Origin of the sequence: Halomonas sp. PGE1 (assembly GCF_013000985.1) — a bacterium.
GTDB lineage: Bacteria > Pseudomonadota > Gammaproteobacteria > Pseudomonadales > Halomonadaceae > Halomonas > Halomonas alkalicola.
In genome coordinates this window covers 229,625-256,092 of the sequence record NZ_CP053032.1, presented here as the reverse complement: position 1 = coordinate 256,092, position 26,468 = coordinate 229,625, and the positions used below count along the sequence as shown (strand labels likewise).

General features: G+C 59.8%; 23 protein-coding genes and 1 pseudogene. 8 read left to right on the top strand and 16 right to left on the bottom strand.

Going from position 1 to position 26,468, the window contains the following annotated elements; translation table 11 throughout:
• Window positions 1-6: 6 nt before the first annotated feature.
• From rsmG to argC, 7 genes and pseudogenes are all read right to left on the bottom strand, one after another.
• Window positions 7-657, bottom strand: a complete 651-nt coding sequence (gene rsmG, locus HIR79_RS01255; RefSeq protein WP_169956193.1) for a 16S rRNA (guanine(527)-N(7))-methyltransferase RsmG — start codon at window positions 655-657, stop codon at window positions 7-9.
• Window positions 654-2,559, bottom strand: a pseudogene (gene mnmG / locus HIR79_RS01250) (tRNA uridine-5-carboxymethylaminomethyl(34) synthesis enzyme MnmG). Before mnmG ends, rsmG begins: the two are co-directional and overlap by 4 nt.
• 530 nt (window positions 2,560-3,089) lie before the next feature.
• Window positions 3,090-3,857, bottom strand: coding sequence for an amino acid ABC transporter ATP-binding protein (locus HIR79_RS01245; protein ID WP_119022282.1), 768 nt, complete (start codon window positions 3,855-3,857; stop codon window positions 3,090-3,092).
• A gap of 13 nt (window positions 3,858-3,870) precedes the next feature.
• Window positions 3,871-4,542, bottom strand: coding sequence for an amino acid ABC transporter permease (locus HIR79_RS01240; RefSeq protein ID WP_119022283.1), 672 nt, complete (start codon window positions 4,540-4,542; stop codon window positions 3,871-3,873).
• A gap of 111 nt (window positions 4,543-4,653) precedes the next feature.
• Window positions 4,654-5,442 carry a transporter substrate-binding domain-containing protein gene (locus tag HIR79_RS01235; RefSeq protein WP_169956191.1) on the bottom strand — a complete coding sequence of 263 codons (789 nt, stop codon included), beginning with the start codon at window positions 5,440-5,442 and terminating at the stop codon, window positions 4,654-4,656.
• A 124-nt stretch (window positions 5,443-5,566) separates the two neighbouring features.
• A complete protein-coding gene (gene erpA, locus HIR79_RS01230; RefSeq protein WP_169956189.1) occupies window positions 5,567-5,920 on the bottom strand; it encodes an iron-sulfur cluster insertion protein ErpA in 354 nt (117 codons plus the stop codon).
• Window positions 5,921-6,018: 98 nt separating this feature from the next.
• Window positions 6,019-7,053: an N-acetyl-gamma-glutamyl-phosphate reductase gene (gene argC / locus HIR79_RS01225; protein WP_169956186.1), complete on the bottom strand. Its 1,035-nt coding sequence runs from the start codon at window positions 7,051-7,053 to the stop codon at window positions 6,019-6,021.
• A 113-nt stretch (window positions 7,054-7,166) separates the two neighbouring features.
• On the opposite strand from argC, the gene HIR79_RS01220 reads away from it, so the two are divergent.
• From HIR79_RS01220 to HIR79_RS01195, 6 genes are all read left to right on the top strand, one after another.
• Window positions 7,167-8,945: a chloride channel protein gene (locus tag HIR79_RS01220; RefSeq protein WP_169956183.1), complete on the top strand. Its 1,779-nt coding sequence runs from the start codon at window positions 7,167-7,169 to the stop codon at window positions 8,943-8,945.
• Between the two features lie 79 nt (window positions 8,946-9,024).
• Window positions 9,025-9,456 carry a protoporphyrinogen oxidase HemJ gene (hemJ, locus tag HIR79_RS01215; RefSeq protein ID WP_110069110.1) on the top strand — a complete coding sequence of 144 codons (432 nt, stop codon included), beginning with the start codon at window positions 9,025-9,027 and terminating at the stop codon, window positions 9,454-9,456.
• Window positions 9,456-10,310 (top strand): bifunctional hydroxymethylpyrimidine kinase/phosphomethylpyrimidine kinase, encoded by an 855-nt coding sequence (gene thiD / locus HIR79_RS01210; RefSeq protein WP_169956180.1) that lies wholly within the window; start codon window positions 9,456-9,458, stop codon window positions 10,308-10,310. Before hemJ ends, thiD begins: the two co-directional genes overlap by 1 nt.
• 108 nt (window positions 10,311-10,418) lie before the next feature.
• Window positions 10,419-11,708, top strand: a complete 1,290-nt coding sequence (gene hemL / locus HIR79_RS01205; RefSeq protein WP_169956178.1) for a glutamate-1-semialdehyde 2,1-aminomutase — start codon at window positions 10,419-10,421, stop codon at window positions 11,706-11,708.
• A 38-nt stretch (window positions 11,709-11,746) separates the two neighbouring features.
• A complete protein-coding gene (locus tag HIR79_RS01200; protein WP_169956175.1) occupies window positions 11,747-12,979 on the top strand; it encodes a P-loop nucleotide/nucleoside kinase family protein in 1,233 nt (410 codons plus the stop codon).
• Window positions 12,980-13,020: 41 nt separating this feature from the next.
• Window positions 13,021-13,389, top strand: coding sequence for a hypothetical protein (locus HIR79_RS01195; RefSeq protein ID WP_169956172.1), 369 nt, complete (start codon window positions 13,021-13,023; stop codon window positions 13,387-13,389).
• 353 nt (window positions 13,390-13,742) lie between these two features.
• On the opposite strand, the gene pgaC is transcribed toward HIR79_RS01195, so the two are convergent.
• From pgaC to HIR79_RS01150, 9 genes are all read right to left on the bottom strand, one after another.
• The gene (pgaC, locus tag HIR79_RS01190) at window positions 13,743-14,993 is read right to left on the bottom strand and encodes a poly-beta-1,6-N-acetyl-D-glucosamine synthase (RefSeq protein WP_169956170.1); all 1,251 of its coding nucleotides are present in this window, start codon (window positions 14,991-14,993) and stop codon (window positions 13,743-13,745) included.
• Window positions 14,990-16,948: a poly-beta-1,6-N-acetyl-D-glucosamine N-deacetylase PgaB gene (pgaB, locus tag HIR79_RS01185; protein WP_249322215.1), complete on the bottom strand. Its 1,959-nt coding sequence runs from the start codon at window positions 16,946-16,948 to the stop codon at window positions 14,990-14,992. The genes pgaC and pgaB overlap by 4 nt, the downstream gene beginning before the upstream one ends.
• The gene (gene pgaA / locus HIR79_RS01180; protein WP_169956167.1) at window positions 16,945-19,344 is read right to left on the bottom strand and encodes a poly-beta-1,6 N-acetyl-D-glucosamine export porin PgaA; all 2,400 of its coding nucleotides are present in this window, start codon (window positions 19,342-19,344) and stop codon (window positions 16,945-16,947) included. The genes pgaB and pgaA overlap by 4 nt, the downstream gene beginning before the upstream one ends.
• 381 nt (window positions 19,345-19,725) lie before the next feature.
• Window positions 19,726-20,706, bottom strand: coding sequence for a hypothetical protein (locus HIR79_RS01175; RefSeq protein ID WP_169956164.1), 981 nt, complete (start codon window positions 20,704-20,706; stop codon window positions 19,726-19,728).
• Window positions 20,707-20,859: 153 nt separating this feature from the next.
• Entirely contained in the window at window positions 20,860-21,384 is a 525-nt protein-coding gene (locus HIR79_RS01170; protein ID WP_169956162.1) for a hypothetical protein, read from the bottom strand.
• Between the two features lie 318 nt (window positions 21,385-21,702).
• The gene (locus HIR79_RS01165) at window positions 21,703-22,539 is read right to left on the bottom strand and encodes a CsgG/HfaB family protein (RefSeq protein WP_169956160.1); all 837 of its coding nucleotides are present in this window, start codon (window positions 22,537-22,539) and stop codon (window positions 21,703-21,705) included.
• Between the two features lie 42 nt (window positions 22,540-22,581).
• Entirely contained in the window at window positions 22,582-23,001 is a 420-nt protein-coding gene (locus HIR79_RS01160; protein ID WP_169956158.1) for a curli assembly protein CsgF, read from the bottom strand.
• A 44-nt stretch (window positions 23,002-23,045) separates the two neighbouring features.
• Entirely contained in the window at window positions 23,046-23,552 is a 507-nt protein-coding gene (locus tag HIR79_RS01155) for a CsgE family curli-type amyloid fiber assembly protein (protein WP_169956156.1), read from the bottom strand.
• Between the two features lie 67 nt (window positions 23,553-23,619).
• The gene (locus HIR79_RS01150; RefSeq protein ID WP_249322214.1) at window positions 23,620-24,294 is read right to left on the bottom strand and encodes a response regulator transcription factor; all 675 of its coding nucleotides are present in this window, start codon (window positions 24,292-24,294) and stop codon (window positions 23,620-23,622) included.
• Window positions 24,295-24,647: 353 nt separating this feature from the next.
• On the opposite strand from HIR79_RS01150, the gene rdgB reads away from it, so the two are divergent.
• Both rdgB and hemW read left to right on the top strand, forming a co-directional pair.
• A complete protein-coding gene (rdgB, locus tag HIR79_RS01145) occupies window positions 24,648-25,274 on the top strand; it encodes an RdgB/HAM1 family non-canonical purine NTP pyrophosphatase (protein WP_249322213.1) in 627 nt (208 codons plus the stop codon).
• Window positions 25,271-26,440 carry a radical SAM family heme chaperone HemW gene (gene hemW, locus HIR79_RS01140; RefSeq protein ID WP_169956154.1) on the top strand — a complete coding sequence of 390 codons (1,170 nt, stop codon included), beginning with the start codon at window positions 25,271-25,273 and terminating at the stop codon, window positions 26,438-26,440. Before rdgB ends, hemW begins: the two co-directional genes overlap by 4 nt.
• The last annotated feature ends 28 nt before the right edge of the window (window positions 26,441-26,468 follow it).

Genomic DNA, 26,468 nt, shown 5'->3' with positions numbered 1-26,468 from the left:
GGGTTGTCATGGGCGCGAGCCATCGGCCTGGTGCTCGAGGACCACCAGCAGCCGGCTGCCGACCTCGAAGGGCACCTCCAGGGCGTGCCGGGCGACCGGCACCACGCCCTCCGGCACGCCGGCCAGCTCGTCATCCACCGCCGGGCCCTTCATGGCCAGCCACTGGCCGCCAGGGGCCACCAGCGGCAGCGTCAGGGCGACGAAGTCGCCGAGGCTGGCGAAGGCCCGGGAGATCACCTGGTCGAAGCGCCCCTCGAAGGCCTCGACCCGGGCCTGCACCGGGGTGACATTGGTCAGGCCCAGCTCCATCACCGCCTGGCGCTGGAAGCGCACCTTCTTGCCGTTGCTGTCGAGCAGGCTGACGGCGAGCTCCGGCCGGAGGATCGCCAGCACCAGGCCGGGAAAGCCGGGTCCGGCCCCCACATCGAGCAGGGTGGGGCCCGTCACGAAGGGCAGCACGGCGGCGCTGTCCAGCAGGTGGCGAGCGACCATCTCCTCGGGCGAGCGTACCGCGGTGAGGTTATAGGCGCGGTTCCACTTGTGCAACAGGCCGACCAGCGCCAGCAGGCGGCGACGCTGCTCGGCGTCCACGGCGATCCCCAGCCGCTCGAGCCCCTGGTCGAGACGTTCCTCGACCCGTGCATCCGCTTGGGTCATGCGCTGGCCGCCCTGTGGTCGTCGAGCAGGCGCCGCTTCTTGAGATGGATCAGCAGGATCGAGACCGCCGCCGGGGTGACCCCGGAGATGCGCGAGGCCTGGGCCAGGGTCGCCGGCTTCGCCTCGGCGAGCTTCTGGCGAATCTCGTGGGAGAGCCCCTCGACCCGCGCGTAATCGAGATCCAGCGGCAGGGGGGGTGGCCTCGTGGCGCTTGAGCCGGTCGATCTCCTCCTGCTGACGGTCGATATAGCCCTGGTACTTGGCCTGGATCTGCACCTGCTCGGCGACGCTTTCATCGGCCACCGGCTCGCCCGGCAGACCGGGCAGAGCGGCGACATCGTCATAGCCGAGCTCCGGACGCTTGAGCAGGTCCATCAGGCTGTACTCCCGGGAGAGCGCCTTGCCGGTCTTCTCGGCCACGGCCTCGGCGGCCGCCGTGCCGGGCTGCACCCAGCTGGCACGGAGCCTGGCGCTCTCGGCGTCGATCGCCTCGCGCTTGGCGCTGAAGGCGGCCCAGCGGGTCTCGTCCACCAGCCCCAGCTCGCGGCCCGCCTCGGTCAGGCGCAGGTCGGCGTTGTCCTCCCGCAGCAGCAGCCGGTACTCGGCCCGGGAGGTGAACATGCGGTAGGGCTCCTTCGTCCCCAGGGTGATCAGGTCGTCCACCAGCACCCCGAGGTAGGCCTCGTCGCGGCGCGGCCACCAGGCCGCCAGCCCCTTGGCCCGCCGGGCGGCGTTGAGCCCCGCCAGCAGCCCCTGGGCGCCGGCCTCCTCGTAGCCGGTGGTGCCGTTGATCTGCCCGGCGAAGAACAGGTTGTGGATGAATTTCGTCTCCAGCGAGTGCTTCAGGTCCCGCGGGTCGAAGAAATCGTATTCGATGGCGTAGCCGGGCCGCGTGATATGGGCGTTCTCCAGCCCCCTGATCGAGCGCACCACCTCGAGCTGCACGTCGAAGGGCAGCGAGGTGGAGATGCCGTTGGGGTAGAGCTCGTGGGTATCCAGCCCCTCCGGCTCGATAAAGACCTGGTGGCTCGCCTTGTCGGCGAAGCGGTGCACCTTGTCCTCGATGGAGGGGCAGTAGCGCGGCCCGACGCCCTCGATGACGCCGGAGTACATCGGCGAGCGGTCGAGGTTGGCGAAGATGATCTCGTGGGTGCGCGCATTGGTGTGGGCGATATGGCAGCTCACCTGGCGCGGGTGCTGGGCCCGACTGCCCAGGAAGGACATCACCGGGGTGGGGGTGTCACCGGGCTGCTCTTCGAGTACCGAGAAGTCGAGGCTGCGTGCATCCAGCCTGGGCGGGGTGCCGGTCTTGAGGCGGTCGACCCGGAACGGCAGGGCACGCAGGCGCTCGGCGAGACGATTGGAGGGCGGGTCGCCGGCGCGGCCGCCGCGGCTCTGCTCGAGGCCGATATGGATCACCCCGCCGAGGAAGGTGCCGGTACACAGCACCACGGTCTCGCCGAGGAAGCGGATCCCGGTCTCGGTGACCACGCCGCGGACGGTGTCGCCCTCGACGATCAGGTCGCCGGCGGCCTGCTGGAAGAGCGTCAGGTTGGGCTGGTTCTCCAGCATGCTGCGGATCGCCGCCTTGTAGCGCACCCGATCCGCCTGGGCCCGGGTGGCCCGTACCGCGGGACCCTTGCGGGCGTTGAGCACGCGGAACTGGATACCGCCGAGATCGGTGGCCATGGCCATGGCGCCACCCAGCGCATCGATCTCCTTGACCAGATGGCTCTTGCCGATCCCACCGATGGCGGGATTGCAGGACATCTGCCCGAGGGTCTCGATGTTGTGGGTCAGCAGCAGGGTCTGACAGCCCATGCGGGCGGAGGCCAGGGCGGCTTCGGTTCCGGCATGGCCTCCGCCGATGACGATGACGTCAAAGCGGTCGGGGTAATCCAAGGTGCACCTCGTTGGCGCCGCGGCGCCGTCTTCCGGTCGGGGGATGAAATCAGCCCGGCAGTATAAACCCCCTGTGGGTAATCGTCAGGGTTTTCCACACCGCCTTCGCCCTTCCCTGTGGCTTCCCTCTCCCTAACATTAAATATCAATATATAAAGAGAGAAGTTCTGCTGTGGTAGTAACTACTGGTGTGGACAAAAACCGTGGATAACCCACAATACCCTTTTGATATCAATGCTCTGTATTGTTGACCAAAGGCGGGACAAGAGGGTGACTGCCTGCGCACATGCCGTCCTGAGCCTGTGGATGGAATGGCGACTTGCCCACAGCGGGACTCCTGCACGGCTTGTCCACCGCCGGGTACCTGTCTTGTGCCCGCGGCTGTGAACAACCGGCCTTCTTATCCACGACCCCCTCTGGCATGGGCCCTGCAGCGCAGATCGGCCTCGCCGTAGAAAATTCTATCCACAGGCGAAAAAAAGCCCCTGCCGATGCCGACAGGGGCTTTTCGGTCGCTCCGAGGGGCGATGTCAGTGCTTGAGGACCCGGGCCAGGAAGCTCCGGGTGCGCTCGTCGGCGGGGCGATCGAAAATCTGCTCCGGCGGTGCCTGCTCGGCGATCTCACCCTTGTGGATGTAGATCACCCGGTCGGCGACCTCCCGGGCGAAGCCCATCTCGTGGGTGACGATGATCATGGTCATGCCTTCTCTCGCCAGCTCGCGCATGGCATCGAGCACCTCGCCGATCATCTCCGGGTCCAGCGCCGAGGTGGGCTCGTCGAAGAGCATCAGGCGCGGCTCCATGGCCAGGGCGCGGGCCAGGGCCACGCGCTGCTGCTGGCCGCCGGAGAGCTGGGTGGGGTGCTTGGCGGCCTGGTCGCTGATGCCGACCCGGGCCAGCAGCCGCTCGGCGGTCTCCACGGCGTCGGCGCGGCTCCAGCCGCGCACCTTCATGGGGGCGAGGATGACGTTGTCCAGCACGCTGAGGTGGGGAAAGAGGTTGAACTGCTGGAACACCATGCCGACCTCGGTGCGGATCCGCTGCAGCGCACGGCCGCTCTTGCCGTGGGGAGTCAGCTCGTTGCCGTCCACCTCGATGTGGCCCGCCTGGAACTCCTCCAGGCCGTTGATGCAGCGGATCAGCGTGGATTTCCCCGAGCCGCTGGCGCCGATGATCACGACGACCTCCCCCGGGGTCACCTCGAGGTCGATCCCCTTGAGCACGTGAAGGTCGCCGAAGTGCTTGTTGACCTTCTCCATGCGCACGATGGGAGCGGTCGCCTTGTCGTTCTGTGTCATGGGTGGGCTCCCTCTATTGTCCGACCAGGCCGCGCTTTTCCAGCTGGCGCAGCAGCAGCGACAGGCTCCAGGTGATGGCCAGATACATCAGGGCCACCATGAAGTAGACCTCCAGGGCGGTGAAGGTCGTGGCGATGTAGATCTGCCCCTGGCGGACCAGCTCGCCCACGCCGATCACCGAGAACAGCGAGGTGTCCTTGATGCTGATGATGCCCTGGTTGCCCAGGGGCGGGATCATGCGGCGGAAGGCCTGGGGCCAGATCACGTAGCGGAAGGCCTGGGTACGGGAGAGCCCCAGCGACAGCGAGGCCTCGCGCTGGCCGCGCTCGATGGACTGCACCCCGCCGCGCACCACCTCCGAGATGTAGGCGCCGGAGTTGACCGCGATGGCGGCGATGCCGGCGGTCAGGGCGTTGATGGGGCTGCCCAGCAGCTGGGGCAGGCCGTAGAAGATGAACAGCACCTGGACCAGGATCGGCGTGCCGCGGAATACCTCGATATAGAGGATCGCCGGCCAGCGCATCAGGCGCGACGGGCTGATCCGCATCAGGCCGAAGACGATGCCGATCACGAAGCCGATGGCCAGTCCGCCGAAGGAGATCAGCAGGGTCCAGGGAATGCCGGGCAGCAGGTGCGGGATGGAGCGGAACGCCGCCGCCCAGTCGAATTGAAAGGTCACGTCCACGGGCGTTTCTCCGGGATGGCTGAAAACGAGGCGGGGCCGGGAGGTGTTACCGCCCGGCCCCGCTGGTCAGCTCGTCGTCTCGTCACGACGAGGGTTCAGGGCGCGCCCGGTTCACTCCTCCGAGGGGGCCTCGCCGAACCACTTCTCGTAGATCTCGGCGTAGGTGCCATCCTCGCGCATCTCGGCCAGGGCCTCGTTCACCGGCTCGACCCACTGGCTGCCCTTGTGGAAGACGATGCCGTACTGCTGGCCCTCGTAGAGGGGACCTACCACCTTGGTACGGCCCTCGCCGCGGGTCTGCGAGAAGTAGGCGACGTTGGGGGCGTCGTAGAAGGCGGCATCCACGTTGCGACCGAGCAGCGCCATGTACATGTCGCTGTTGCCCGGGTAGGGGGTGATATCGGCGCGATCGCCCAGCTGCTCCTGGAGGAAGTCATAGCTGGTGGAGCCGATGCGGGTGGCGATGGACATGCCCTCGAGATCCTCGATGGTCTCGACGCTGTCGTTGTCGGCACGCACGATGATCTGCAGGCCGGAGTCGTAGTAGGGGTCCGAGAAGTCGACGATCTGGGCGCGCTCCTCGGTGATGGTGACCCCGGCGATGGCGATCTCCTGGCTGCCGGTCTGCACCGCCGGGATGATGCCGGCGAACTCCATGGTGGTCAGGTTGACCTCGAAACCGGCCCGCTCGGCGACCTCGTTGATGATGTCCATGTCGAAGCCGATCATCTCGCCGGTCTCGGGATCCATCATCTCGAAGGGCACGAAGCTGGGGTCGGTGACCACGTTGACACGGGGCGTGTCGGCCAGCGCCGAACCGGCCGCGCCGAGGCCCAGCGCCAGGGCGGCGGCCAGTGCAGATTGCTTCAGGAAGGGTGTAACACAAGCGAATTTTGTCATGAGATTCCCCGTTATTGAGTCTTTATCTGGTGGGTCTCGCCTGTTCAACCTTGGCGAGAATGCTCCAGAGCGTCAAGTCGGGGTCTCTCACGTACGCCGTGTCACGGACGCCGGGGAGGCGGCGTCACACCATGAAGGAGGCGCCGCAGCCACAGGTGGTGGTGGCGTTGGGGTTCTGGACCAGGAAGCGGGCGCCGGCCAGCCCCTCCTCGAAGTCCACGGTGGAGCCCACCAGGTACTGGTAGGAGAGCGGATCGACCACCAGGGCGACGTCGCCGAACTCGATGACGGTGTCATCCTCGGCGACCTCATCGGCGAAATCGAAGCCGTACTGGAAGCCCGAGCAGCCGCCGCCGGTCACGTAGACCCGCAGCTTGAGCTGACGGTTGCCCTCCTCCTCGATCAGCGACTGGAGCCGTCTGCGCGCGCTGTCGGAGAGCAGCAGGGGCGTGGGAACAAAGGATTCGGCACCGCTCATGGAGAGCTCCCTCGGGGGAAACGGAGAATTCGACCGGTCATTATCCCCAATCCCCAGCAAAATGGTCAACTTTTGCCGGGGGAGAGGGCGAGCGGGGATCAGGGCATCAGCGCCGGGGCGGCGAGGCCGGCCTTCTCGTCGAAGCCGAACATCAGGTTGAGGTTCTGGATCGCCTGGCCGGAGGCGCCCTTGACCAGGTTGTCGATCACCGCAAGCACCACCACGGTGTCGCCGTTGCCCGGGCGGTGCACGGCGAGGCGGCAGAGGTTGGCGCCCTTGACGCTGCGAGTCTCGGGGTGGCTGCCGGCGGGCATCACGTCGACGAAGGGCTCGCCTTCGAAGCGCTGCTCGAAGAGCGCCTGCAGGTCGCCCGGCTCGCCGATGAGGCGCCCGTAGAGGGTGGCGTGGATGCCCCGGATCATCGGCGTCAGGTGGGGCACGAAGGTGAGCCCCACCGGCGAACCGGCGGCGTCGCCCAGGCCCTGGCGGATCTCCGGCAGGTGGCGGTGGCCGGCGGCGCCATAGGCCTTCATGGACTCGCTGGCCTCGGCCAGCAGCGAGGGCACCTTGGCGCCGCGGCCCGCGCCGGTCACCCCGGACTTGCAGTCGGCAATGATATGCCCGGCATCGATCAGGCCGGCCTCGAGCAGCGGCAGCAGGCCGAGCTGCACGGCGGTGGGGTAGCAGCCGGGCACGGCGATCAGGCGCGCCTGGCGGATCCTGTCGCGGTTGACCTCGGGCAGGCCGTAGACCGCCTCGCCCAGCAGCGCCGGGGCGCCATGGGGCTGGCCGTACCACTCGGCCCACTCCTCGGCGTCGCGCAGGCGGAAGTCCGCGGAGAGGTCGATCACCCGGGTGCCGCGCTCGAGCAGATCAAAGGCCAGGGCGTGGGCCACGCCGTGGGGGGTGGCGAAGAAGACGGCGTCGCAGGCGCCGAGACGGTCGGCATCGGGCTCGCTGAAGGCCAGGGTATCGTAGTGGCCGCGCAGGTTGGGGTACATGTCGCAGACGCGCACGCCCGCCTCGGAGCGGGAGGTGATGGCCTCCACCTCGACCTCGGGATGCTGGGCCAGCAGCCTGAGCAGTTCGACCCCGGTATACCCGGTGCCCCCGACGATTCCGACCTTGATCACGTTGACCTCCTTCCGCTTGGCCCTGGGCTGGGCTCGGTTGTGATGAATATGATACACAAGAAGGCAGGGGCCGACCCAGCCGGCTCCGTCACTGGCCGAACAGGAACCTCGCCGTGCCGCGTTTCTCACTGCCGGACTTAAGCCTGGAGGGCTTCCGCCAGCGCCTGGCCAGCGTCGACGCCCTCCCCCAGCTCTGCGTGTTGGGGGTGGTGTCGGGGCTGATCACCGGGGGCTTCATGGTCGGCTTCCGGCTGCTGATCGACCTCGGCGCCCTGGCCTTCATGCCCGGCGGCGACCCCGAGGCCTTCGAGGGGCTATCGCCCCAGGTGCGCTCGGCCCTGCCGATCCTGGCGGTGATCCTCGTCGGCGTCTTCCTGTGGCGCCAGCCCGAGAAGGCCCGCAAGCTGGGCGTCGGCCACGTGATGGAGCGTCTGACCTACCACCAGGGGCGCTTTCCCCTGCGCAACTGGCTCAACCAGTGGTGGGTCGGCGTGGTCACGGTGCTCGGCGGGCTCTCCGCCGGCCGCGAGGGGCCGGCGATTCACCTCGGGGCGGCGGCCTCCAGCGGCCTCGGCCAGCAGCTGCGCCTGCCTCACAACAGTCTGCGGGTGCTGGTCGCCTGCGGCACCGCCGCCGGGATCTCCGCCTCCTTCAATACCCCCATCGCCGGGGTCATCTTCGCCATGGAAGTGGTGATGATGGAGTACACCATCGCCGGCTTCATGCCGGTCATCCTGGCCTCCACCATGGGAGCGTTGGTGGCCCAGCTGGTCTACGGCTCCGAGCCGGCCTTTCAGGTGCCCACGGTGAGCCTGGGCTCCCTCTCCAACCTGCCCTGGCTGGTGGTGACGGCGCTGGTGATCGGCCTGCTGGCGGGGCTCTTCATCCACGTGGCGCGCAGCGAATGGATCAAGGGGCTGCCGGTGTGGCTGCGCCTTTCGCTGGTGGCCGTGGCCACCGCCGGCGTGGCCTGGTGGTACCCCGAGGTGCAGGGCATCGGCTATGACAGCCTGAGTGCTTCGCTGACCGGGGACCTGGCGGTGGACGTGCTGCTGGCGCTGGTGGTGGCCAAGCTGCTGCTGACGGCGATCACCGTGGCCAGCGGCATTCCGATCGGCATCATCGGCCCGGTGCTGGTGATCGGCGCGGCGGCGGGGGCGCTGATGGGGCTGCTCGGCGGCTGGATCTGGCCCGGGCGGGGCGCCGATCCGGGGGTCTATGCGATGCTCGGCATGGCGGCGATGATGGGGGCGGTGCTGCAGGCGCCGCTGGCGGCGCTGATGGCCCTGCTGGAGCTGACCCACAATCCCAACATCATCCTCCCCGGCATGCTGGCGGTGGTGGTCTCCGGGCTCACCTCGCGGCAGCTGTGCCGCTGCGACGGCTTCTTCATCAGTGCGACCCGCCATGGCCTGCACCCGCTGCAGCAGCCGCTGATGCAGGCGCTCTCCCGGGTCTCGGTGCCGGCGGTCATGGAGCGCAGCCTGGAGCGCACGCCGCGCATGGTGACGCGGGAGCGCGCTCGGGCGCTGCTGACCCGCAACCCCATCTGGGTCCTGATCGAACGCTCCAGCGACGACAAGCCGGTGCTGGCATTGAAGGCCGCCGACCTGGCGCGCTGGCTGATGGAGGCCGAGTCGGAGCCGCGAGCGGAGGACGGGGACGGCGAAGGAGAAGACGCCGAGCTCATCGACCTGCTGGAGATTCCCGGCCTGCGCCTGGAGCTGGCGCCCATCCACCTGCAGGCGACCCTCTCCGAGGCCTTCGAGCGACTCAACGACCAGGCGGTGGATGCGCTCTACGTGGAGCATGGCAACCGCCCGAAACAGAAGCGGATTTCCGGTATCATCACGCGGGGCGCCATCGAGCGGTACTATTCCCTCAAGGAGTAGCCCTGCCGGGGGGCTTCCCCCTGGTGGCGCCCTGCCTGGCGCTCGCGCCCTTCCCGCCACTCTCCCATGAGGAGTCTTCATGTATCTGTGGATCAAGGCCCTGCACCTGATCGCCATGGTGACCTGGTTCGCCGCCCTCTTCTATCTGCCGCGCCTCTATGTCTACCACGCCATGGCGCGGGATCGCGGCGAGCAGCAGGCGATCGACCACTTCCTGGTCATGGAGCGCAAGCTCTACCGGGGCATCATGACCCCCTCGATGATCGCGGTGCTGGTGTTTGGGGGCTGGATGCTCTACCTGATGCCCTTCTGGCTCAGCCAGGGGTGGCTGCATGCCAAGCTGCTGCTGGTGGCGCTGCTGGTGGCCTACCACCATGTCTGCCTGATCTACCTCAAGCAGCTGCGCGACGGGCGCTGCACGAAGAGCCACGTCTTCTTCCGCTGGTTCAACGAGCTACCGGTGATCGCCCTGCTGATCATCATCTTCCTCGCCGTGCTCAAGCCCTTCTGATGGCGACCCCCGAGACGGTGTCGCCCCATCTGCCGGTGGTGCTGGTGCTGGCCGGCCATGACCCCACCGGGGGCGCCGGCCTGATCGCCGACGCCGAGGCGATCGCCGCCTGCGGCGGCTGGGCGCTGACCATTCCCACCGCGCTGACGGTGCAGAACTGCCGTGACGTCCAGAGGGTCGTGCCCGCCGATCCCGACATCATGCGCGCCGCCGCTGCGGCGCTGGATGACTTCGAGGTCGCCGCCATCAAGGTGGGCCTGGTGGCCGACCTGGCCAGTCTGGATGCGGTGACCGACATCGTGCGGTGCTTCCCCGGTGTGCCGCTGGTGGTTGATCCGGTGCTCAAGGCCGGCGGTGGCCGCGAGTTGTCCACAGCCGAGCTGGTGGATGCCTTCCGCGAGCGGCTGCTGCCCCTGGTGGATATCCTGACCCCGAATAGGGACGAACTGGCCCGGCTCTCCGCCCAGCCCGGCGAGGATACCGAGCGGGCGGTGGAGCTGATGACCCTGGGCTGCCAGGCGGTGCTGGTCACCGGCACCGACTCGCCGGTGCCCGGCACGCCGGGTGATCGCGTGGCGCATACCCTGCACACCCCGGATCAGAGTCGACAATGGAGCTGGCCCCGCCTGGAAGGGCGCTACCACGGCTCCGGCTGTACCCTGGCCTCGGCCCTGGCGGCGCGGCTGGCCGCCGGTGAGTCGCTGGTGGGCGCCTGCGAGCAGGCCCAGGCCTTCACCTGGCAGGCGCTGGCCAACGGCTGGCGGCCCGGTGAGGGACAGTCGTTGCCGCGCCGGCTATGGCGACTGCCCGTGACGCCGGTCAAGGGAGTGGACGAGCCGGCTGCCTCCGGGTGAGCCACGGGCTGGCCATCCCCTGCCCGAACGCCGAGAATGGGGGCAGTCGGGTGGCCATGAAAAGGTTATCCAGAGAATTATCCACAGCTTTCGAGGACGAGATACGCCATGACCACATCCGCCGAGCTCTTCGAACGGGCCTGCCGCCACATCCCCGGCGGCGTCAATTCGCCGGTGCGCGCCTTCAAGGGCATGCAGCGTCCGCCGGTGTTCATGGAGCGCGCCCAGGGCGCCTACCTCTTCGACGTGGAGGGCAAGCGCTATGTCGACTACGTGGGCTCCTGGGGGCCGATGATCACCGGCCATGCCGACCCGGACGTGCTGGGAGCGGTGCGGGAGCGCCTGGATCGCGGGCTCTCCTTCGGCACCCCGACGGCCATCGAGACCACCATGGCGGACCTGATCTGCGAGATGATCCCCTCCATCGAGATGGTGCGCATGGTCAACTCCGGCACCGAGGCCACCATGTCGGCGATCCGCCTGGCCCGTGGAGTCACCGGCCGTGACAAGATCGTCAAGTTCGAGGGCAACTACCATGGCCACTCCGATTCGCTGCTGGTCAAGGCGGGCTCCGGGGCGCTGACCCACGGCGAGCCGAGCTCCCCCGGCGTGCCGGCCTCCCTGGCCGAGCACACGGTGACGCTCTCCTACAACGACATCGACGCCGTGGAGCAGTGCTTCGAAGAGATCGGTGACCAGATCGCCTGCATCATCGTCGAGCCGGTGGCCGGCAACATGAACTGCATTCCCCCGCAGCCGGGCTTCCTGGAGTGCCTGCGCAGGGTCTGCGATGCCAACGACAGCGTGCTGATCTTCGACGAGGTGATGACCGGTTTCCGGGTGGCGCTGGGCGGCGCCCAGGCGCATTACGGCATTCGCCCGGATCTCACCTGCCTCGGCAAGATCGTCGGCGGCGGCATGCCGGTGGGCGCCTTCGGCGGCAGCGCGACGATCATGTCCAACATCTCGCCGCTCGGCCCCGTCTATCAGGCGGGCACCCTCTCCGGCAATCCGCTGGCGATGTCCGCCGGCATCGCCCTCCTCACCAAGCTGCGCGAGCCCGGGTTCCACGACGCCCTGGCCCAGCGGGTGGAGACCCTCTGCCATGGCCTGAAGGAGCGTGCCAGCGCCGCCGGCGTGGAGATGATCACCCAGCATGCGGGTGGCATGTTCGGTCTCTTCTTCACCGGCCAGAGTCGCGTCGACAACTTCGCCCAGGCCACCGCCTGCGATGCCGACGCCTTCCGGCGCTTCTTCACCGCCATGCTGGACGAAGGCGTCTACCTGGCTCCCTCGGCCTACGAGGCGGGCTTCATGTCCAGCGCCCATACGCCGGAGGATATCCAGCGCACCCTGGATGCCGCCGAGAAGGCCTTCGTGACCATGCAGCAGGCGTGACCGTCGCCTGACCGATCGACTATCCCCGGAGATGCACGATGGGCCAAAGACAAGAGGATGACGTCCTGGATCTAGAGGCGCTGATCGCCGACCTGGTGGCCTTTCATGCCGATGCCGAGCCCTCGCCTGGCGCCCCCGGGGCCGCTGCCGTTCGTGCCTTGGCCGATGGTGAGATCGAGGCGCTCCGCGAGCGGCTCCCCGGCGACGAGGACCGTGAACGCCTGGCTTACCTCGAGGCATGGCTGGAGCAGGACATGGCCCGGCTGGGGCCGCTGCTGGAGGCGCGTGCAGCGCTGCCCAGCTGGGCCCTTTCGCACCCCGGCAGCCGGCTTGGTCATCAGGGACGGGTGCTGATGGCCAATGCCATCGGCCGCGACCCCGAGGCACCCGGGGCCGACCTGCCGGCGGATCCGGCCAGTGACCTGGCGGCCCTGATGGTGGGGCTGGAGATCCGCGGCGAATCGGGCCTGACGCGACAGGCGCTGGACCTCTACCTTCGGCTTTCCGGGGACTACGAGCTGGCCAGGCTGCTGTCACTGTATGGCACCTGCCATGCGCTTTCCGGTGCCCGCCGCTCGCTGCGCCGGCGGCCCGGCAACGGCCAGGATCCGGAGCACCCGGCCCTGCTGGCCGAGTGCATGGGGGAGTGCCGCCGCTACCTGGCGCTGGCCGAACGCATCGCCGAGTTCCGGTTCCCCCCGCTGGTGATCGCCGTGGGCGTGTCGGGCAGCGGCAAGAGTCGCTTTACCAGCGGCCTGGTCGCCCGGCTGGGGGCCATTCGCGTCTGTTCGGATGCGGAGCGGCGCCGACTGCATGACCTCGACCCCGTCGCCATCCATCCACAGGGGGGCGGCGACGGAGCGGCTGTGGATATCTTCTCCGATGAGGCCACCGAACGGACCTACCGCCGGCTGGCGAGCTGTGCCGGGGCCCTGCTCGATGCCGGTATCCCGGCCTGCGTGGATGGGACCTTCCTCTGCCGCTGGCAGCGGGACCTGCTGCGCCAGCAGGCCGAGGCGCGTGGCCTGCCCTGCCTGCTGGTCAGCTTCGAGGCCGATGACGCCACGCTCAGGCGGCGCATCGAGAAGCGCGCGCGTCGCCAGGGCAGCGACGTGGCCCGGAGTCTCGGGGTGCTGTCGCGGCAGCAGGCGGCCTTCGAGTCATTCGCCGACGAGGAGCGCCTGCACCTGGTCCACCTGGATACCACGGCGGACAACGCCGCCGAGACCCTGGCAGATCTGGTAAATGAACATGTCAGGCTGACAGGCTGACTTCTACTGGGACAATTCTGAGCGACCATTCAGGAGCTGACATGAATAACAGAATTACTAGATGGTTCTTTATTGCCTGTGTCGGCTTTGCATCCCAGGCAGCTGGAGATATAAAAATGCAAGAAAATTACAGAGAAGATCAAGGTAATGATATTGAAGTCATCATAGGTGGTGAGCCGGGAACAGAATTCTCGGGGAGCTTGACGGTTTTCCAAAAGAAAGATGCCGTTACCCATCAGCTAGCAGGGACAGTGCCACAAAACTTTCACTATTTGGGTACCGGCATCGAGATTAATGTTAAACAACTCAGTAGTGATGGCGAGCTCGAAATTCAGGTAAGAAAGGCTGGAAACGTTAGCCGTTCCCGAACTCGAGGTGCGCAGAGTGAGTTGCGTCTACGTGTTCAGTGATGCTGCTTGGTGACAGCTCTACTGAACCATGAGATCCAGCGATGACCTCTTCATTACCATCACTAATAGTTGGGGCGTGGGTGGTTCTCTTCATTTCACTTTTGTATAATGATTTGTTATATAAAGACCATAGGTGAAATGAAATAAAGGTAATAAAAAATCCCAGAAGAATAATTCTTGCCATGGCAATAGGATACATATCAGCGACAAAAGCCTGCCCGTTTCTCAAAAACAAATATAGCTTAGCTAGACATATGATCCAGATTGCTAATGTCGCGAATGCGATGGAAAAGTCGCGGAGCATGTACCCGAAACTCATATGAGAAGGGTTGTCGATAATGATAGAAGGTAATTTATTTCTCATGGAAGAGTTCTCCTCTGTCGGGGCTTTCCCAAGTGGCATTGCGACCCTTTTGTCTCATGACAGCCTTTGGAAAGGCGATTACAACCGTGATCATGTTTAGTATCCAATAGACAAATGGATACCAGATACACCAGTAGGCACAGCGAAATATTTTCTTATCATATCGGCTGTCAATAATAAAACTTACCGTGAATTGTATAAAGCTGATCGCAACAAGAGCTCCACCAAAATAGCTGATGAAATCTCCAGCCATGCTGTAGGAGAAGTCAGAAAAAAGTGAAGTCATAGACCAAGTCAATATGAAGAGGATGACCGAGTAGCACCAGATGACGCTTAGCATATATTCGAACATCAAAATCCAAAATCGTCTATTTTCCCACTTCAATGAGGTGGTGAAATACCGAAGGAAGACCTCCCCTCCCCCCTGCGCCCACCTCAGTCTCTGCCGGAAGAGTCCTCTCAGGGTTTCAGGCATCAGCACCCAGCAAAGCGCTCTAGGTTCGTACCTTACCTGCCCACCATTGAGCTGTAGACGCCAGCTGACGTCAATATCCTCTGTCACCATATCGGTGTTCCAGCCATTAATAGCATCAAGTGCACTCTTGCGAAAAGCACAGACTACACCAGATATGGTAAAAACCATGCCATAGATGCGCTGAGCTCGTTTTATCAATCCTATGATCGATGAAAATTCGCCCGTCTGTATCTTGCCGATCGCTGTTGATCGAGTTCGAACTCTAGGATTTCCGGTGACACCGCTGACTTTCGGGCTGCCCCGAAAATGTTCTACCATATATCCTATGGCGTCGTAGTCGAGAACTGAATCACCGTCTATGCCAACTATGATTTCTCCATTCGCTTTGCTTAGACCGTAGTTCAAAGCATTGGCCTTTCCATTGTTTTGTTGATGTAGCACCTTGAGCTGGGGGAATGATAGTTTTAGTGTTTCTAGCTTGCTGGCGGTATCATCGGTGCTTCCATCATTGATGGCAATAATCTCAAGATTGGGATAGTTCTGATTAAACAAGTGTTTCACAGTTTCTTCAATATTCCTTCCTTCATTGAAACAAGGCAGGAGAACCGTGACCGGAGGGGCATCATCATGCCATTCGTGAATGGTTGGCCAAGGCTGCTTCCTCTCCCAATGCAGATAAAAGTATATACCACCACAGATCCACACAGTTGCCATGGCACTTGGATAGATGAATGTAAAAATAGCTAGATAATCAAGTATATTCATCTTTTCACTCCAAAGCGGCGGGATAATGAAAAATGTGGCCCGATTTTACTAATGTCTGGATGGTTGTTATGAAAATCATCAGGGTAGTAGCCGATGTGGGGTATCCCTGCTTTCCTGACTCTTTTGATCCAATCGATCAAAGTCGTATTGTCTATTGGTGTTTGATTTCTCCAGTCTTGAGTCTGTAGCTCGAAAACAAGTTGGTTTCTCGGAACACGGGACAAGGCGTGCTGAGCAAGCTTGTCAAGCCAGGTTTCAGGATCCTCTGCTTCCTCCATGAGGGGCATGGCCATGACTGCTACATAATCATAGGCAGCAGCAAAATTCTCAGGTGTCTGTGAAAACCAGCGCTTGCTTTCTGGCTCCATCACGGTAATTGCATACAGATTTCGAGAAGTAGTGAAAGTCTTGTTATCGGATTGACGATAGAGGTTTGCGGCATCGGCAAGCTCAAGGGTGAAATCAGTAATGTGTTCAATCTTTAGATCTGTCCAACGTTGGAGAAGCTCCTGGTTACCGCGAATAATATTCACATCCCCAGGGAGTGACCACTTTTCACTATACCACTCCGATGCTTCAGGACTGGAATCCTCGAAGTCTGTCATGAAGGCATCATCATGGAAAAGAAGTCCGTCGAATTTATTCAATCTTCCAAGATCCTGATAAATTTCCTTGATGACCTCGCGATTGCGTGCTGAGTAGGGGGATAGGCGAAGGTAGTGCTCCTCAGCAATACGACCTATCCTGGCATCAGTGACGTAATGGTAATCCGGTCCAAGGTCAAAGGCGAGCACCGGCATCCATGCATAAACCTTCACATTGGCACGCTTTTTCAACTGCCAAGCCACGCGATTGAATAGGTCGGCCTTCACCGGGAGATGGCGGTTTTCGAAATAAAGTGCTTCCGCTACACCATTGGCATTCTGGTCGGCGAAAGCTTGTAAATATACCGTGCTGACACCAAATCGATATATTCTATCAATGAGTATGTCAAGGTTTCGCTCTTGTTGATCGGGATCAGGATCATAGACATAGTCCAGATCGATGTGGACGATACGAAGCTCTTCCCGCTCCCAGATTCGATTATCCAGAATCTCCTTTAAGGTTTGCAGGCTAGTTTCCTGGTCGACTAGGTAGCGTCCCATTACGCGGTTCTCGGCTCCCAGTATATTAGGCTGGCTCAGCAGACTGAAACTGTGTGCCATGCCATACTCAGCTGCAATATCGAGCGTTGCTTCGCTATAGGCGCCATAGGGCCATACCATTAATCGTGGCGCCGTGCCGAGACGTTCCTTAAGCTGAGTGGTGGCTCTTTCCATATCCAGGCGCACACGATGCAGATACTCCTGCTCCGACTCATACTGGCCGTTCTGCCAGCGGCTGGTTACTGCTACAGCTTGCTCATTACCCTGAGGGTTCCCTGACACCCCGTAGTGCATGTCATAAGTATGTGAAGCGATCTCAACCAAAGGATCTTCCTGGAGTTCCTGTAGCTGCTGCCAGCTCATGAAGGATTCACGTGGTAACAGAGAGTTCCCGTAAGATACTTTCTCTCCTTCTGGCACGTCCAGCCAGCTGCCAACGACTGCGCTGACTGCCGGGAAATCATAAAGCTTCAAGAGTGGGTAAACGGTGTCATAGAAGCTACGATATCCGTCATCAAAAACCAACATGACCGCTTTTTCGGGAAGTTGCTGAAATCCAGCTTCCGCATCAAGGTACTCTTGAAAACTGATCGGGTGGTAGCCGTGTGTATCGATAAGGTTGAAGTGTTCAATTAGACGCTCACGCGTGATGGTCTGTGGCAAATGCTGATTCGAAACTTGAGCTGTATTATCGAGTACATCGTGATAGCTGAAGACAATGAGCTCACTCGCTTTCTCATTAGACAGCGCAGGCTTCATCATGGTGATGCCAAGAATTATCAGAAGAGCGGTAACTAAAGAGTTATTCACGGAAACCTCCAGACAACGGTACCAGTGACGATGGTGTCATATTCTGGCTGGCCGTCATAAATAGATCGTTCACGGCTGATACCATACTCCACGCTCAGGGTCGGGGACATTTCCCAACGGTGCCGATAACCAAGCTCCCAGGTTGTGTCGCTTTTAAAATAACGTTGTTGATAGTCACCCACGCCCAAGGTGGCGCTTTGTGTCAATGTTTTTCGATAGCCCAAAGGAAGCTCATGGGCGAGATTTATACGTCCACCAACGTGGAAGTCTTCTTTGGGGTTGAAGTAGCTAGCGGCGACATTGTCGTTGGCCGAACCTGAAAGGTAGGCAGTCGAGGATAACTCCCACATGTCTTTTTTATACAATCGCTCGTCCCAGTACCCGTATGCACTTCGCCTCAAGTTGCCGTCGTCGAAATCCATCAGGCTTATTGTTCCACCCAGAGTACGCCTTTCGTCACGACGGTATATAACATCAGCATGGTAGCGATGGGCACTGACATCGTCGTTCAAGGCTCTCAATGGTGTTGTAATGCTATTAATTTCAGCGCCTACTGCAACGTTCAGATGATCGGAAAAGTCATGCTGTAGCGTAACCCCGAAGTGGGCGTCGTTATTAATTTTTGACTCGTAACCAGCTGAAATATCGAGTGTCGTGGGGTGAAGATTCCACTCATAGCCAACGATGCTAAACGCGGATCGGATTGATTCCTCATCAAAGCTTCCATATTGATCCCGTCTTCTCAGGTAAATGCGTGAACCGTTGTCATTTCTCGGTGCACGAAAGATAACATCGTTTACCCATTCACGAGATGCTTGGGTGCCCGACCCAGATCCACGGCTGCGATCGAATGAAGTGGATAGCTCGGCGGCACGCTGCTCTCTCCACTCCCGTTCAAGTGTATCTTTTGATACACCGGGTTTTGCATGGTTGAGTTCCCGGCGAATGTCGGAAACCGTTCCACGCCAGTTTCCTTGCTGAAGCTCCGCGATTAGCTCGCTGTGGTGGCGCATTTCCTGCTGCTCTGGTGAAAGAAGCTCTGCCGCTTGCTGGTAATCCACCTTTGCTTGCCTAGGCCAGCCCCGCCAACGGCTGATATCACCACGAAGCATCCATAGATAGGGATTTGCCGGTGCCTCTGCAAGGTAGCTATCAAGCCGGTCATAGGCTTCAGCTTCGTTACCTCGCCAGGCCTCAAGCAGTACTTCCAGCATCAGCAGCTTCTGGCGATTAGGGTTTTCGATCTGAGTAGTACCCGTGAAATCCCAGCGATAGTCCGGCTCGATGGTTCTCCATTCATTCAGCAGTTCGCGGGCGTTGCGGTATTGGCGAGCATCGGTATACCCATAGAAAAGGCCTTCATATAGTGGATCGTCAATGTCGTTACCTCTCTCAGGTGCTTTGTCAAGAATCTGTCGATAGGCGTTGATGGCATCCTCAGGGCGGCCAAGACCGATCAGTGCATGCGCCCTGGCCCTCGTGACGTACAGGGGCTGAGGCCCATGCTCTTGTTCAAGCTGAAGGCTCAGCTGATCCGCCTCATCAAATTGCCGAAGGTGGGAAAGTGCAACCACCTTGTCGCGCTCGGCCATCAGCCTGAGTTCGGGAGTTACCTGGGGGCTGCGGATGACGGTTTCCAGTTGAGACAGGCCTTCCAGCACGCTTTGGTGTTCATCGATATGGATGCCGAGCCGAATATTGGTGACCGCTTCATGATAGGTCAGCCAGAGGCTATCCCTGGCAGTGAAGGCTTCAGGGTGACGTTCAAGAAGTCGTCGGGCAGCCGAGCTGGCTCCAAGCTCGGTAGCCAGGCGGTAGATTGCCTTGAGTTCAGTCTGATCATCGGGGTTCTCGCCGACGAGAGCCTGTCGCGCCATAAGTTCCTGCATGGCATCATTCGTACTGGCAGCAAGATACCCCCTGGCTTCCAGACCTGCGGAGGTGGTTCCCGCCAGCGATTCATACTGCATCAGATGGTTGTCCGCCATCTGGAAACGTTCCAGATCAATGCTGGCAAGCGCCTGGCCGAGCCAGGCATTGGAATCAAGAGCGTCTCTTTTCGAAAGCTCTTGAAAGAAGGCAAGAGATTCCTCGGGACGGCCGGCGGATCTGGCTGCCCCCCCCAGGTTCAACAGCTCGCCATCGCTGTAATCGCTAACGTCACACACAATGCAAAGATTCAGGGCATCTTCATAGCGCTGTGCACGAATCAACAGGGCAATCAGGTCATCTCTGACCCTAGAGTCGTTGCTGCGAGTATACAGGCGCAGCATTCCGGCGATGGCTGGTTCCAGGGCACCATCGTTCGCTTGTCCTACCAATGTCTCCCGTTGGGCATCCACGCCTTGTGCCATTGCTGGGAGGGCCATCAGAAGGCACCCGGTCAGAGTGAACATTAGCCCTGCTCTATGCAGCATCGATATCTCCCGGCGGTGACGATGTTCTGGATCGACGTGTTAACTTATGTATCCCTATGTTTCTTACTATAGCCGAGTACGGAAATTTTGCTACCATTTTTTTAGCTGACTTGTTCTAGGTCACCGTCATTCAGTTTGGGTGCATACGTGGCCTAGAGAAGAGGGCTTCTGTTTGTGAGTCATACCTCATGGAGTTCTTGATTTTGTAAGCGCCGGGTGAAGAGAAGCACTACTAATCTCGGTTAGCTATTGCTAGATGCAGGATTATCCATTGCACACACATGTCATATACATATTATTAAAGCAGCAGTATCTCGAAAAAAAGCCCCGCTGTCGCGGGGCTCTTGCAAGTTTTCTAGCTTAGTGCTGGAAGACGGTGGCGCTGTTACCGCCACCCTGCTGCGACACACTTGAAGTATTGGAGATGCCAAGCTGGGTCACGTTGGCGGTGTTGGCCGCAAAGGAGCCGAAGACACCCCAGCCACCCAGTGCAGACTGCTCCACAGTAGAGCTGTGGCCATAGCCAGACTGGTAGACGTCGGCCAGATCATTGAAGCCTGACTGGCTGATATCGGAGTCGTTCGAGTTGCCCTTCTGGACCACCTGGGCTTCGTTGTTCCAGCCGCTTTGGGTCACGCTGGATTCATTGTTCTTGCCGTTCTGGTAGACATCGGCCAGGTCATTGTAGCCAGACTGACTGATATCAGAGTTGTTAGACCTACCTTTCTGAACCACGGTAGCATCGTTGAACTTCCCACTCTGGGTGGTGGTGGCGGTGTTATAGTCGCCCTTCTGGGTAATAGAAGAGTCGTTCTTGTAGCCGCTCTGGATTACGGTGGCTTCGTTCTGCCCTCCAAAGTTAAACCCATAGAATGATTTTCCACCTTCCTGTGTTACTTCGGAGCTGTTACCGGTACCGGTCTGCTCAACATCAGCCTGGTTGCCATAGCCGTTCTGGTAGACATCGGAACTCAGCTTGATGCCGTCCTGGCTGACCGTCGCCATGTTCTGATAGCCTTTCTGAACACTCTTGGAGGTGTTACCCCAGCCGGTCTGCAGGTGGGAAACAGCATTGTCAGTGCCATTCTGGTAGGTATCGGCGCTGTTGCCTATCCCTTCCTGCTCGATGGTTGATTCGTTCATCATCCCCAGTTGCACAACGGTGGCATCGTTGCCCCAGCCGTCAGATGTGATACCGGATTCGTTGCTGAAGCCGAGCTGTGTTACATCGGCATCATTGTAGAATCCGGACTGGTCAATGGTGGAGTTATTGTCGCTGGCCATGGCAGCGCCTGAGGAGAAGGCGATAGCGGCAGCGATAGCAGTCATCTTGAGTTTCATGGTCATTCCCCTTCATGATGATTCCCTGGTTATGCTTGTAAACCTTGTTAGAGCAGCCAGGGGGTTTGCCAAGAAAGCCGGATATAGGATCTGGCCTTCCCAAATTCCTATCTGTATCCACTTATCAGGTAAAGCGACGAGACTGTCTATTTCTCAGCGTTGGATTACCTGCACCGAAGCCGAGCCGCGCGAAATCTGTGTCACAGAAACAGGGGGTGCGCGAGAGGTACTCAGCTGTTGAATATTGGCGTTACCATATACTCCATGCTGTGTTATCGAGGCTTCCTTGCCAAAACCTTTCTGAACGATGTTTCCACTGTGTCCATATCCTTGCTGGGTAATCCGAGCTTCAAGGTAACCTCCCGCCTGAAGGATTCCTGCGTCATGGCCACTGCCAAGTTGCGAGATACTCCCTTGGTTTCCCGATCCGATCTGAAGAATAGATGAACTGTTGTAGCTGCCTACCTGATATGTTCTAGCAGCATTATTGCTGCCTATTTGCTCTATTCTAGCCTGCTGAATAAAGAGGGCGTTATCACTAGCCACGCTCAACTCTGCATTGCCAGAAAGGTCATCACCTGCCATTGCAACTGAAGTCAGCGACATCAGTGGGAAACCCGATGCCAGCACAGCGATGGTAGCCAATTTAATGGCCTTGTGATCGAGCCTTAGTTTCATTGCACTGCCCTTCCTGAAGAGCCTGGGTGTGGTTGTGGTGCTTCCCTACTTTCCGTTTTGCACTTACAGTTTCGACACAAAGCTTCACATTGGCCATAGGAAATAGGCATGAAAAGATACATGGTATATTCTAGTGTGTGTGGTATTAGAGGTTTGCTCCTATACGAGTAGATATGTATTAAAATTCTAATATTTTCAGGAGAAGTAATTATTTTCTGAAATGCATCATGTCGCCATTGAGGGTGTTGCCCCATGAAAAAGGGCTCTTTCTGGAGCCCTTTAATTTTTTTGAGTTTCGGGAGGTGGGTTTTTCGCCTGTCACAGCATTGGTGAGATTGCATCCCTGTAGGACTGTAGAATGTTATTATCTCTATCATCAGGATTCTGTAGTGCCCACAGATTTCGATCAACACCTTCTGTAATCAGGTGAACTACGGCAGACTCAATGGCAGACATCACAGCCATCTGAACTGGCTCATTATGTGTATAGCCACCTTCAGCCTCAAGCAGGCGCCTGAAGCTTACGAATCGATACACACCGGCACGCACTTCATGGGAATAGACCGTCTTGCTGGTTGTGACGTTCGCTAGAACTTCTCCCGTTGAAATGTCCACTGCCCTCAGGTTAACAGTGACCTGATCCACCTGATATTGTGTGGAAGCACCAATCCCGAAATATTCAGCACCGATGCCCCCTGTTTTCATATTGGTATCGTAGGCAATAATACCACCTTCCATAAGTACTCTTGCAGCGTTGAGGGATTCCAGCTCATTTTCCCTTCCGAATCTCTCCAGGTTTGCTCGAATAATTCTTCTTTCGGTCAGCAAGTTCTGAAGTCCGATCCTCTCGAGCGGGATGAACCATCCCGAATCTGCCAATGCAGCGCTCAGCATTGCGGCTCCCCCCTGCGTGACTGCAGTGGAGAAGGTGCTTGCCGGTTGAGGCCGGTACTGCCCCGTCTGGTCCCTGAAGTCATAGACTGCCGTATAGATGGGAGCGCTTGGCCTTGGAAGTGACACAAGATCCTGATAGGTACTTGTTCTGGGGACAAGTGTTGCTGGAGCTCCTTCCAGATAGTCATATGATGTCACAACGCTTGCGCAGCCACTTAACGCCATCATTCCCGAAGCAAGACATATGGCAAATATTTTCATTGCTCTACCTCCCCCTGATAGTCCCTTGCATATTAAATTCTATTAAAATTGCTGGCCAAAATTTATGTCTGTCACTTCACCAGTGGTCTTGTCGGTGATTCTAAGATTGAACCCTGACCCGCTGGGCACCAGACGTATGTCTAGCGTGGATGAGGTGATGGTTGTAGGGTTGACGTTGCCCTCGAGGGCTTGCTCTAGAGATTCATTAAGTATCCCGGCGCGCAGCTCCTGAATAAACAGGTCGGCTTGGCTGAACCCTCTGAAGTCCGGGGCGTTAGGGTCCCTTTTGGTATCCTGAGCCTGTGCCTTGTTGAGCAAATAACTACCGCGTAGGGGGTCACCCCCAAATGATGGGTTAAGAGGTCTGTAGACAAGCTCTCCTGCCATGACCGGGAGTGTAAGAAATGTTAATGCTGTTCCAGCAGAACATGCCAAGGACAGGAGTTTATTGCGCTTCTTCATGGAGTGACTCCTTCTTTCAGTGATCTGGATGTTGTTGTAAAAGGTTAAATTTCTTCATCTGCAAGGTCAGGGTCATTACCAATAGCTCTCATGATGGTCTCCTGGATCAATCGTTGCTGGACCTGATCAAAAGCCGCCTCTGCATATCCTTCTATATCGCTGATTCTTGGTGGTAGTGTTGCCTGAAGTATTATTCTATTGTTCTGTGCTATCCATACCTGACTTCCCCAGCGCGCATCAGGCCTCTCGTGTACAGATAGATTTGTTTCTGAGATGATCGGGCTCTCATTGCTTTTCTGGGTGAATTGCCTATAAAATTCTCTTCCCAGCATTGTGATCGTTCTGTCAGTTATGATTCCTGAAAGACCGGGCTCACTAAGATGGAACTGTCGACTTAGCTCCTCTGTTGCGCTCCCTTCCTCCAAGTTCTCAAGCCCTTCATTTTTGGCTGGCTCTTCAGCTTGAGGTCTACTATCAATTAATCTGGCCCCCTGCTCTGCCAAAGTGGTTAATGAAAAAGCAATCATCAGGAATCCCAGCGCTGTTCTCATGCATTTCATCACGACTTCTCCGTGGAATCATGTAATGAATCGCTTGTCACTACATGTCTATTTCCGCTTAATGGCGGCAGAGGGGGGGAAGTACTCCAATATTTTGCCTGGCCCAGTTCGCCGCTTGAGTTCTGTTATGAACATCTATTTTCTTGAAAACATTGTAAAGGTGTGACTTTACTGTGTATTCGCTAAGGAATAGCTGGTTGGCAATCTCGCAATTTGATGCGCCCGAACTTACCATGCCCAGTATTTCAATTTCTCGCTGCGTCAATCCGCAGCTTGGACGATAAGCGTTAAGTTGCTGCTTCCTGAAAAACTCTATCATTCTCGTCATCAGAGAACGTGACATCCAAAGATTCCCTGAGAAGAGGGAGTCAATTCCCTTGCAGATTTGTAAAAGATGATCATCTCGATAAAATACACCACGCAGATGCAGGAATGTCAGAAGACTTGCAGCATGATCCTCATCTCTCAAATTGAAAGCTGTTAAATGACATGATGGCGTATCAGCCAGCTTCTTGTGCCATTCCTGCATGATGTCTTCACCGAGATGATCTGCGTCAAGTAGCACTACGGTCGTCTCACCCGAAGGTGTATCAAGATAGTCTCGCGGTGCTGTGACGCTCACGATGCGTGTGATCTGCTCAGTGATGAAGTCTACAAATATTGTTGTTTGGGGGTTCTGATTGGTGACCAGAAGGACCCGCTCACTCCCTTGACGCATGACATCGGCTCCCATGCTGTTGCTGTTGCTCTAAGAGCCTGCGCTTAAGTTTTCGCGCACTGCGCGGCAATGAAATCATGCAGTTACGAAAAATTCATGCGTTTTTTCTTCTGAGCAGGCACTTAGCTAAGGGTTCGGTTTTGATTGGGGAAGCATGGTCCATAAGACTGGTTTCGTAAAGTTCCGTTACGTTGTGTTTTATTTAAGCCCTATAGTGTTAGAATTCTAATGCTTTAGGGATACATGATGCTGGTTTTCCCGCCCCCACTCGTAGTCATGTCGGCGCATCCTCGGTACCATCTTCACGCCTCCCATGATCTCGTTATGATTACAAGCCATTATTATCCATTAATTCAAGGACTTAATGAGTGACATCTAACACTTCTCCATCTGCATGTCTGATCCTTGCCAGCGGCAACGCCGGCAAGCTGCGCGAGTTCCACCAGCTGTTGGCGCCGCTGGGCCTCGATGTCAGGCCCCAGGAGGAGTATGACGTCCCCGAGGTGGAGGAGACCGGCCTGACCTTCGTCGAGAACGCCCTGCTCAAGGCGCGGGAGGCGAGCCGGGTCAGTGGCCTGCCGGCGTTGGCCGATGACTCGGGGCTGGAGGTCGATGCGTTGAACGGGGCGCCCGGGATCTACTCGGCGCGCTTCGCCGGTGAGCCGAAGAGCGATGAGCGCAACAATGCCCGGCTGCTGGAGCGGCTGGCGGAGGTGCCCGAGGGGCAGCGAACCGGACGCTACTGGTGCGTGCTGGTCTACCTGCGCCACGCCGAGGACCCGGTGCCGCTGATCGTTCAGCGCAGCTGGAAGGGCGAGATCCTGGCCCATCCCCGCGGCGAGGGTGGCTTCGGCTACGACCCGCTGTTCTGGCTGCCCGAGCAGGGCATGAGCGTGGCCGAGCTGTCGTCGGCGGAAAAGAATCGCCTGAGCCATCGCGGGCGCGCCCTTCAGGCGCTGGTCGAGGCGCTGGGCCAAGGCCCAGGGGCACGATGATCGCCCTACCGCCCCTCGCGCTCTATGTGCATGTGCCCTGGTGCGTGCGCAAGTGCCCCTACTGCGACTTCAACTCCCATGGCGTCGGCCGCGAGCAGGCGCTGCCGGAGCGGGAGTACCTGGAGGCCCTGCTGGCCGACCTCGATGCCGACCTGCCGCTGGCCGCCGGTCGGGAGCTGGTCAGCCTCTTCATCGGCGGGGGCACGCCGAGCCTGATGTCGGCCTCCTTCTATCGTCAGTTGCTGGAGGGAGTCGCCGCGCGCCTGCCCATGGCCCGGGACATCGAGATCACCCTGGAGGCCAACCCGGGCACCCTGGAGCGCGGGCGCTTCGCGGGCTATCGCGAGGCGGGCATCAACCGGCTCTCGCTGGGGGTGCAGAGCTTCCAGGATGCCCAGCTGCAGGCGCTGGGTCGCATCCACTCGGGTCGTGACGCCGAGGCCGCGGTGCTCGAGGCCCGCGAGGCGGGCTTCGACAACCTCAACCTCGACCTGATGCACGGGCTACCGGGCCAGACCCCCGAGCTGGCCCTGGACGACCTGAAGCGGGCCCTGGCGCTCGCCCCGGAGCACCTCTCCTGGTACCAGCTCACCCTCGAGCCCAATACCGAGTTCCACTCCCGGCCGCCGCGGCTGCCCGAAGAGGAGGTGCTCTGGGATATCCAGGACCTGGGCCACGAGCGGCTGGAGCGGGCCGGCCTTCTGCGCTACGAGATCTCGGCCTACGCGCGCCCGCAGCGGCGCTCGCGACACAACCTCAACTACTGGCGCTTCGGCGACTACCTGGGCATCGGCGCCGGCGCCCATGGCAAGCTGAGCGCCGTCGATGGCGACGCCGGCCTGGCCATCGAGCGGCGCTGGAAGGCCCGCCAGCCGGAGGCCTACCTGCGCCGCGCCCGAGACCCCCGGGGGTTCATCGCCGGCCACAGCCCCATTGCCGACGAGGAGCTGCCGCTGGAGTTCGCCATGAATGCCCTGCGTCTGGTCGAAGGGGTCTCCCTGGCGCGCTGGCGAGCCGCCACGGGCCGCCCGTCCGCCGTGCTCGAGGCGCGCCTCGAGCACGCCCGTAAAAAAGGACTTCTCGTGGAAGATGCCGATCGACTGCAGGCATCGCCTCAGGGTCTATTATTCTTGAATGAACTGCTGGCGCTGATCGGCATGGAATGACCGATCCACCGGCCTCATCGCAGCCCGT

Excerpts from the sequence above, each read along its gene's own strand:
- HIR79_RS01245 (WP_119022282.1), bottom strand. The coding sequence starts at position 3,857 with ATGACACAGAACGACAAGGCGACCGCTCCCATCGTGCGCATGGAGAAG.
- thiD (WP_169956180.1), top strand. The coding sequence starts at position 9,456 with ATGGCGACCCCCGAGACGGTGTCGCCCCATCTGCCGGTGGTGCTGGTG.
- HIR79_RS01165 (WP_169956160.1), bottom strand. The coding sequence starts at position 22,539 with ATGAAAATATTTGCCATATGTCTTGCTTCGGGAATGATGGCGTTAAGT.
- HIR79_RS01195 (WP_169956172.1), top strand. The coding sequence starts at position 13,021 with ATGAATAACAGAATTACTAGATGGTTCTTTATTGCCTGTGTCGGCTTT.
- erpA (WP_169956189.1), bottom strand. The coding sequence starts at position 5,920 with ATGAGCGGTGCCGAATCCTTTGTTCCCACGCCCCTGCTGCTCTCCGAC.
- HIR79_RS01170 (WP_169956162.1), bottom strand. The coding sequence starts at position 21,384 with ATGAAACTAAGGCTCGATCACAAGGCCATTAAATTGGCTACCATCGCT.
- hemL (WP_169956178.1), top strand. The coding sequence starts at position 10,419 with ATGACCACATCCGCCGAGCTCTTCGAACGGGCCTGCCGCCACATCCCC.
- rsmG (WP_169956193.1), bottom strand. The coding sequence starts at position 657 with ATGACCCAAGCGGATGCACGGGTCGAGGAACGTCTCGACCAGGGGCTC.
- HIR79_RS01175 (WP_169956164.1), bottom strand. The coding sequence starts at position 20,706 with ATGAAACTCAAGATGACTGCTATCGCTGCCGCTATCGCCTTCTCCTCA.
- pgaA (WP_169956167.1), bottom strand. The coding sequence starts at position 19,344 with ATGTTCACTCTGACCGGGTGCCTTCTGATGGCCCTCCCAGCAATGGCA.
- HIR79_RS01155 (WP_169956156.1), bottom strand. The coding sequence starts at position 23,552 with ATGAGAACAGCGCTGGGATTCCTGATGATTGCTTTTTCATTAACCACT.
- hemJ (WP_110069110.1), top strand. The coding sequence starts at position 9,025 with ATGTATCTGTGGATCAAGGCCCTGCACCTGATCGCCATGGTGACCTGG.
- HIR79_RS01235 (WP_169956191.1), bottom strand. The coding sequence starts at position 5,442 with ATGACAAAATTCGCTTGTGTTACACCCTTCCTGAAGCAATCTGCACTG.
- pgaC (WP_169956170.1), bottom strand. The coding sequence starts at position 14,993 with ATGAATATACTTGATTATCTAGCTATTTTTACATTCATCTATCCAAGT.
- hemW (WP_169956154.1), top strand. The coding sequence starts at position 25,271 with ATGATCGCCCTACCGCCCCTCGCGCTCTATGTGCATGTGCCCTGGTGC.
- HIR79_RS01200 (WP_169956175.1), top strand. The coding sequence starts at position 11,747 with ATGGGCCAAAGACAAGAGGATGACGTCCTGGATCTAGAGGCGCTGATC.
- HIR79_RS01160 (WP_169956158.1), bottom strand. The coding sequence starts at position 23,001 with ATGAAGAAGCGCAATAAACTCCTGTCCTTGGCATGTTCTGCTGGAACA.
- HIR79_RS01150 (WP_249322214.1), bottom strand. The coding sequence starts at position 24,294 with ATGGGAGCCGATGTCATGCGTCAAGGGAGTGAGCGGGTCCTTCTGGTC.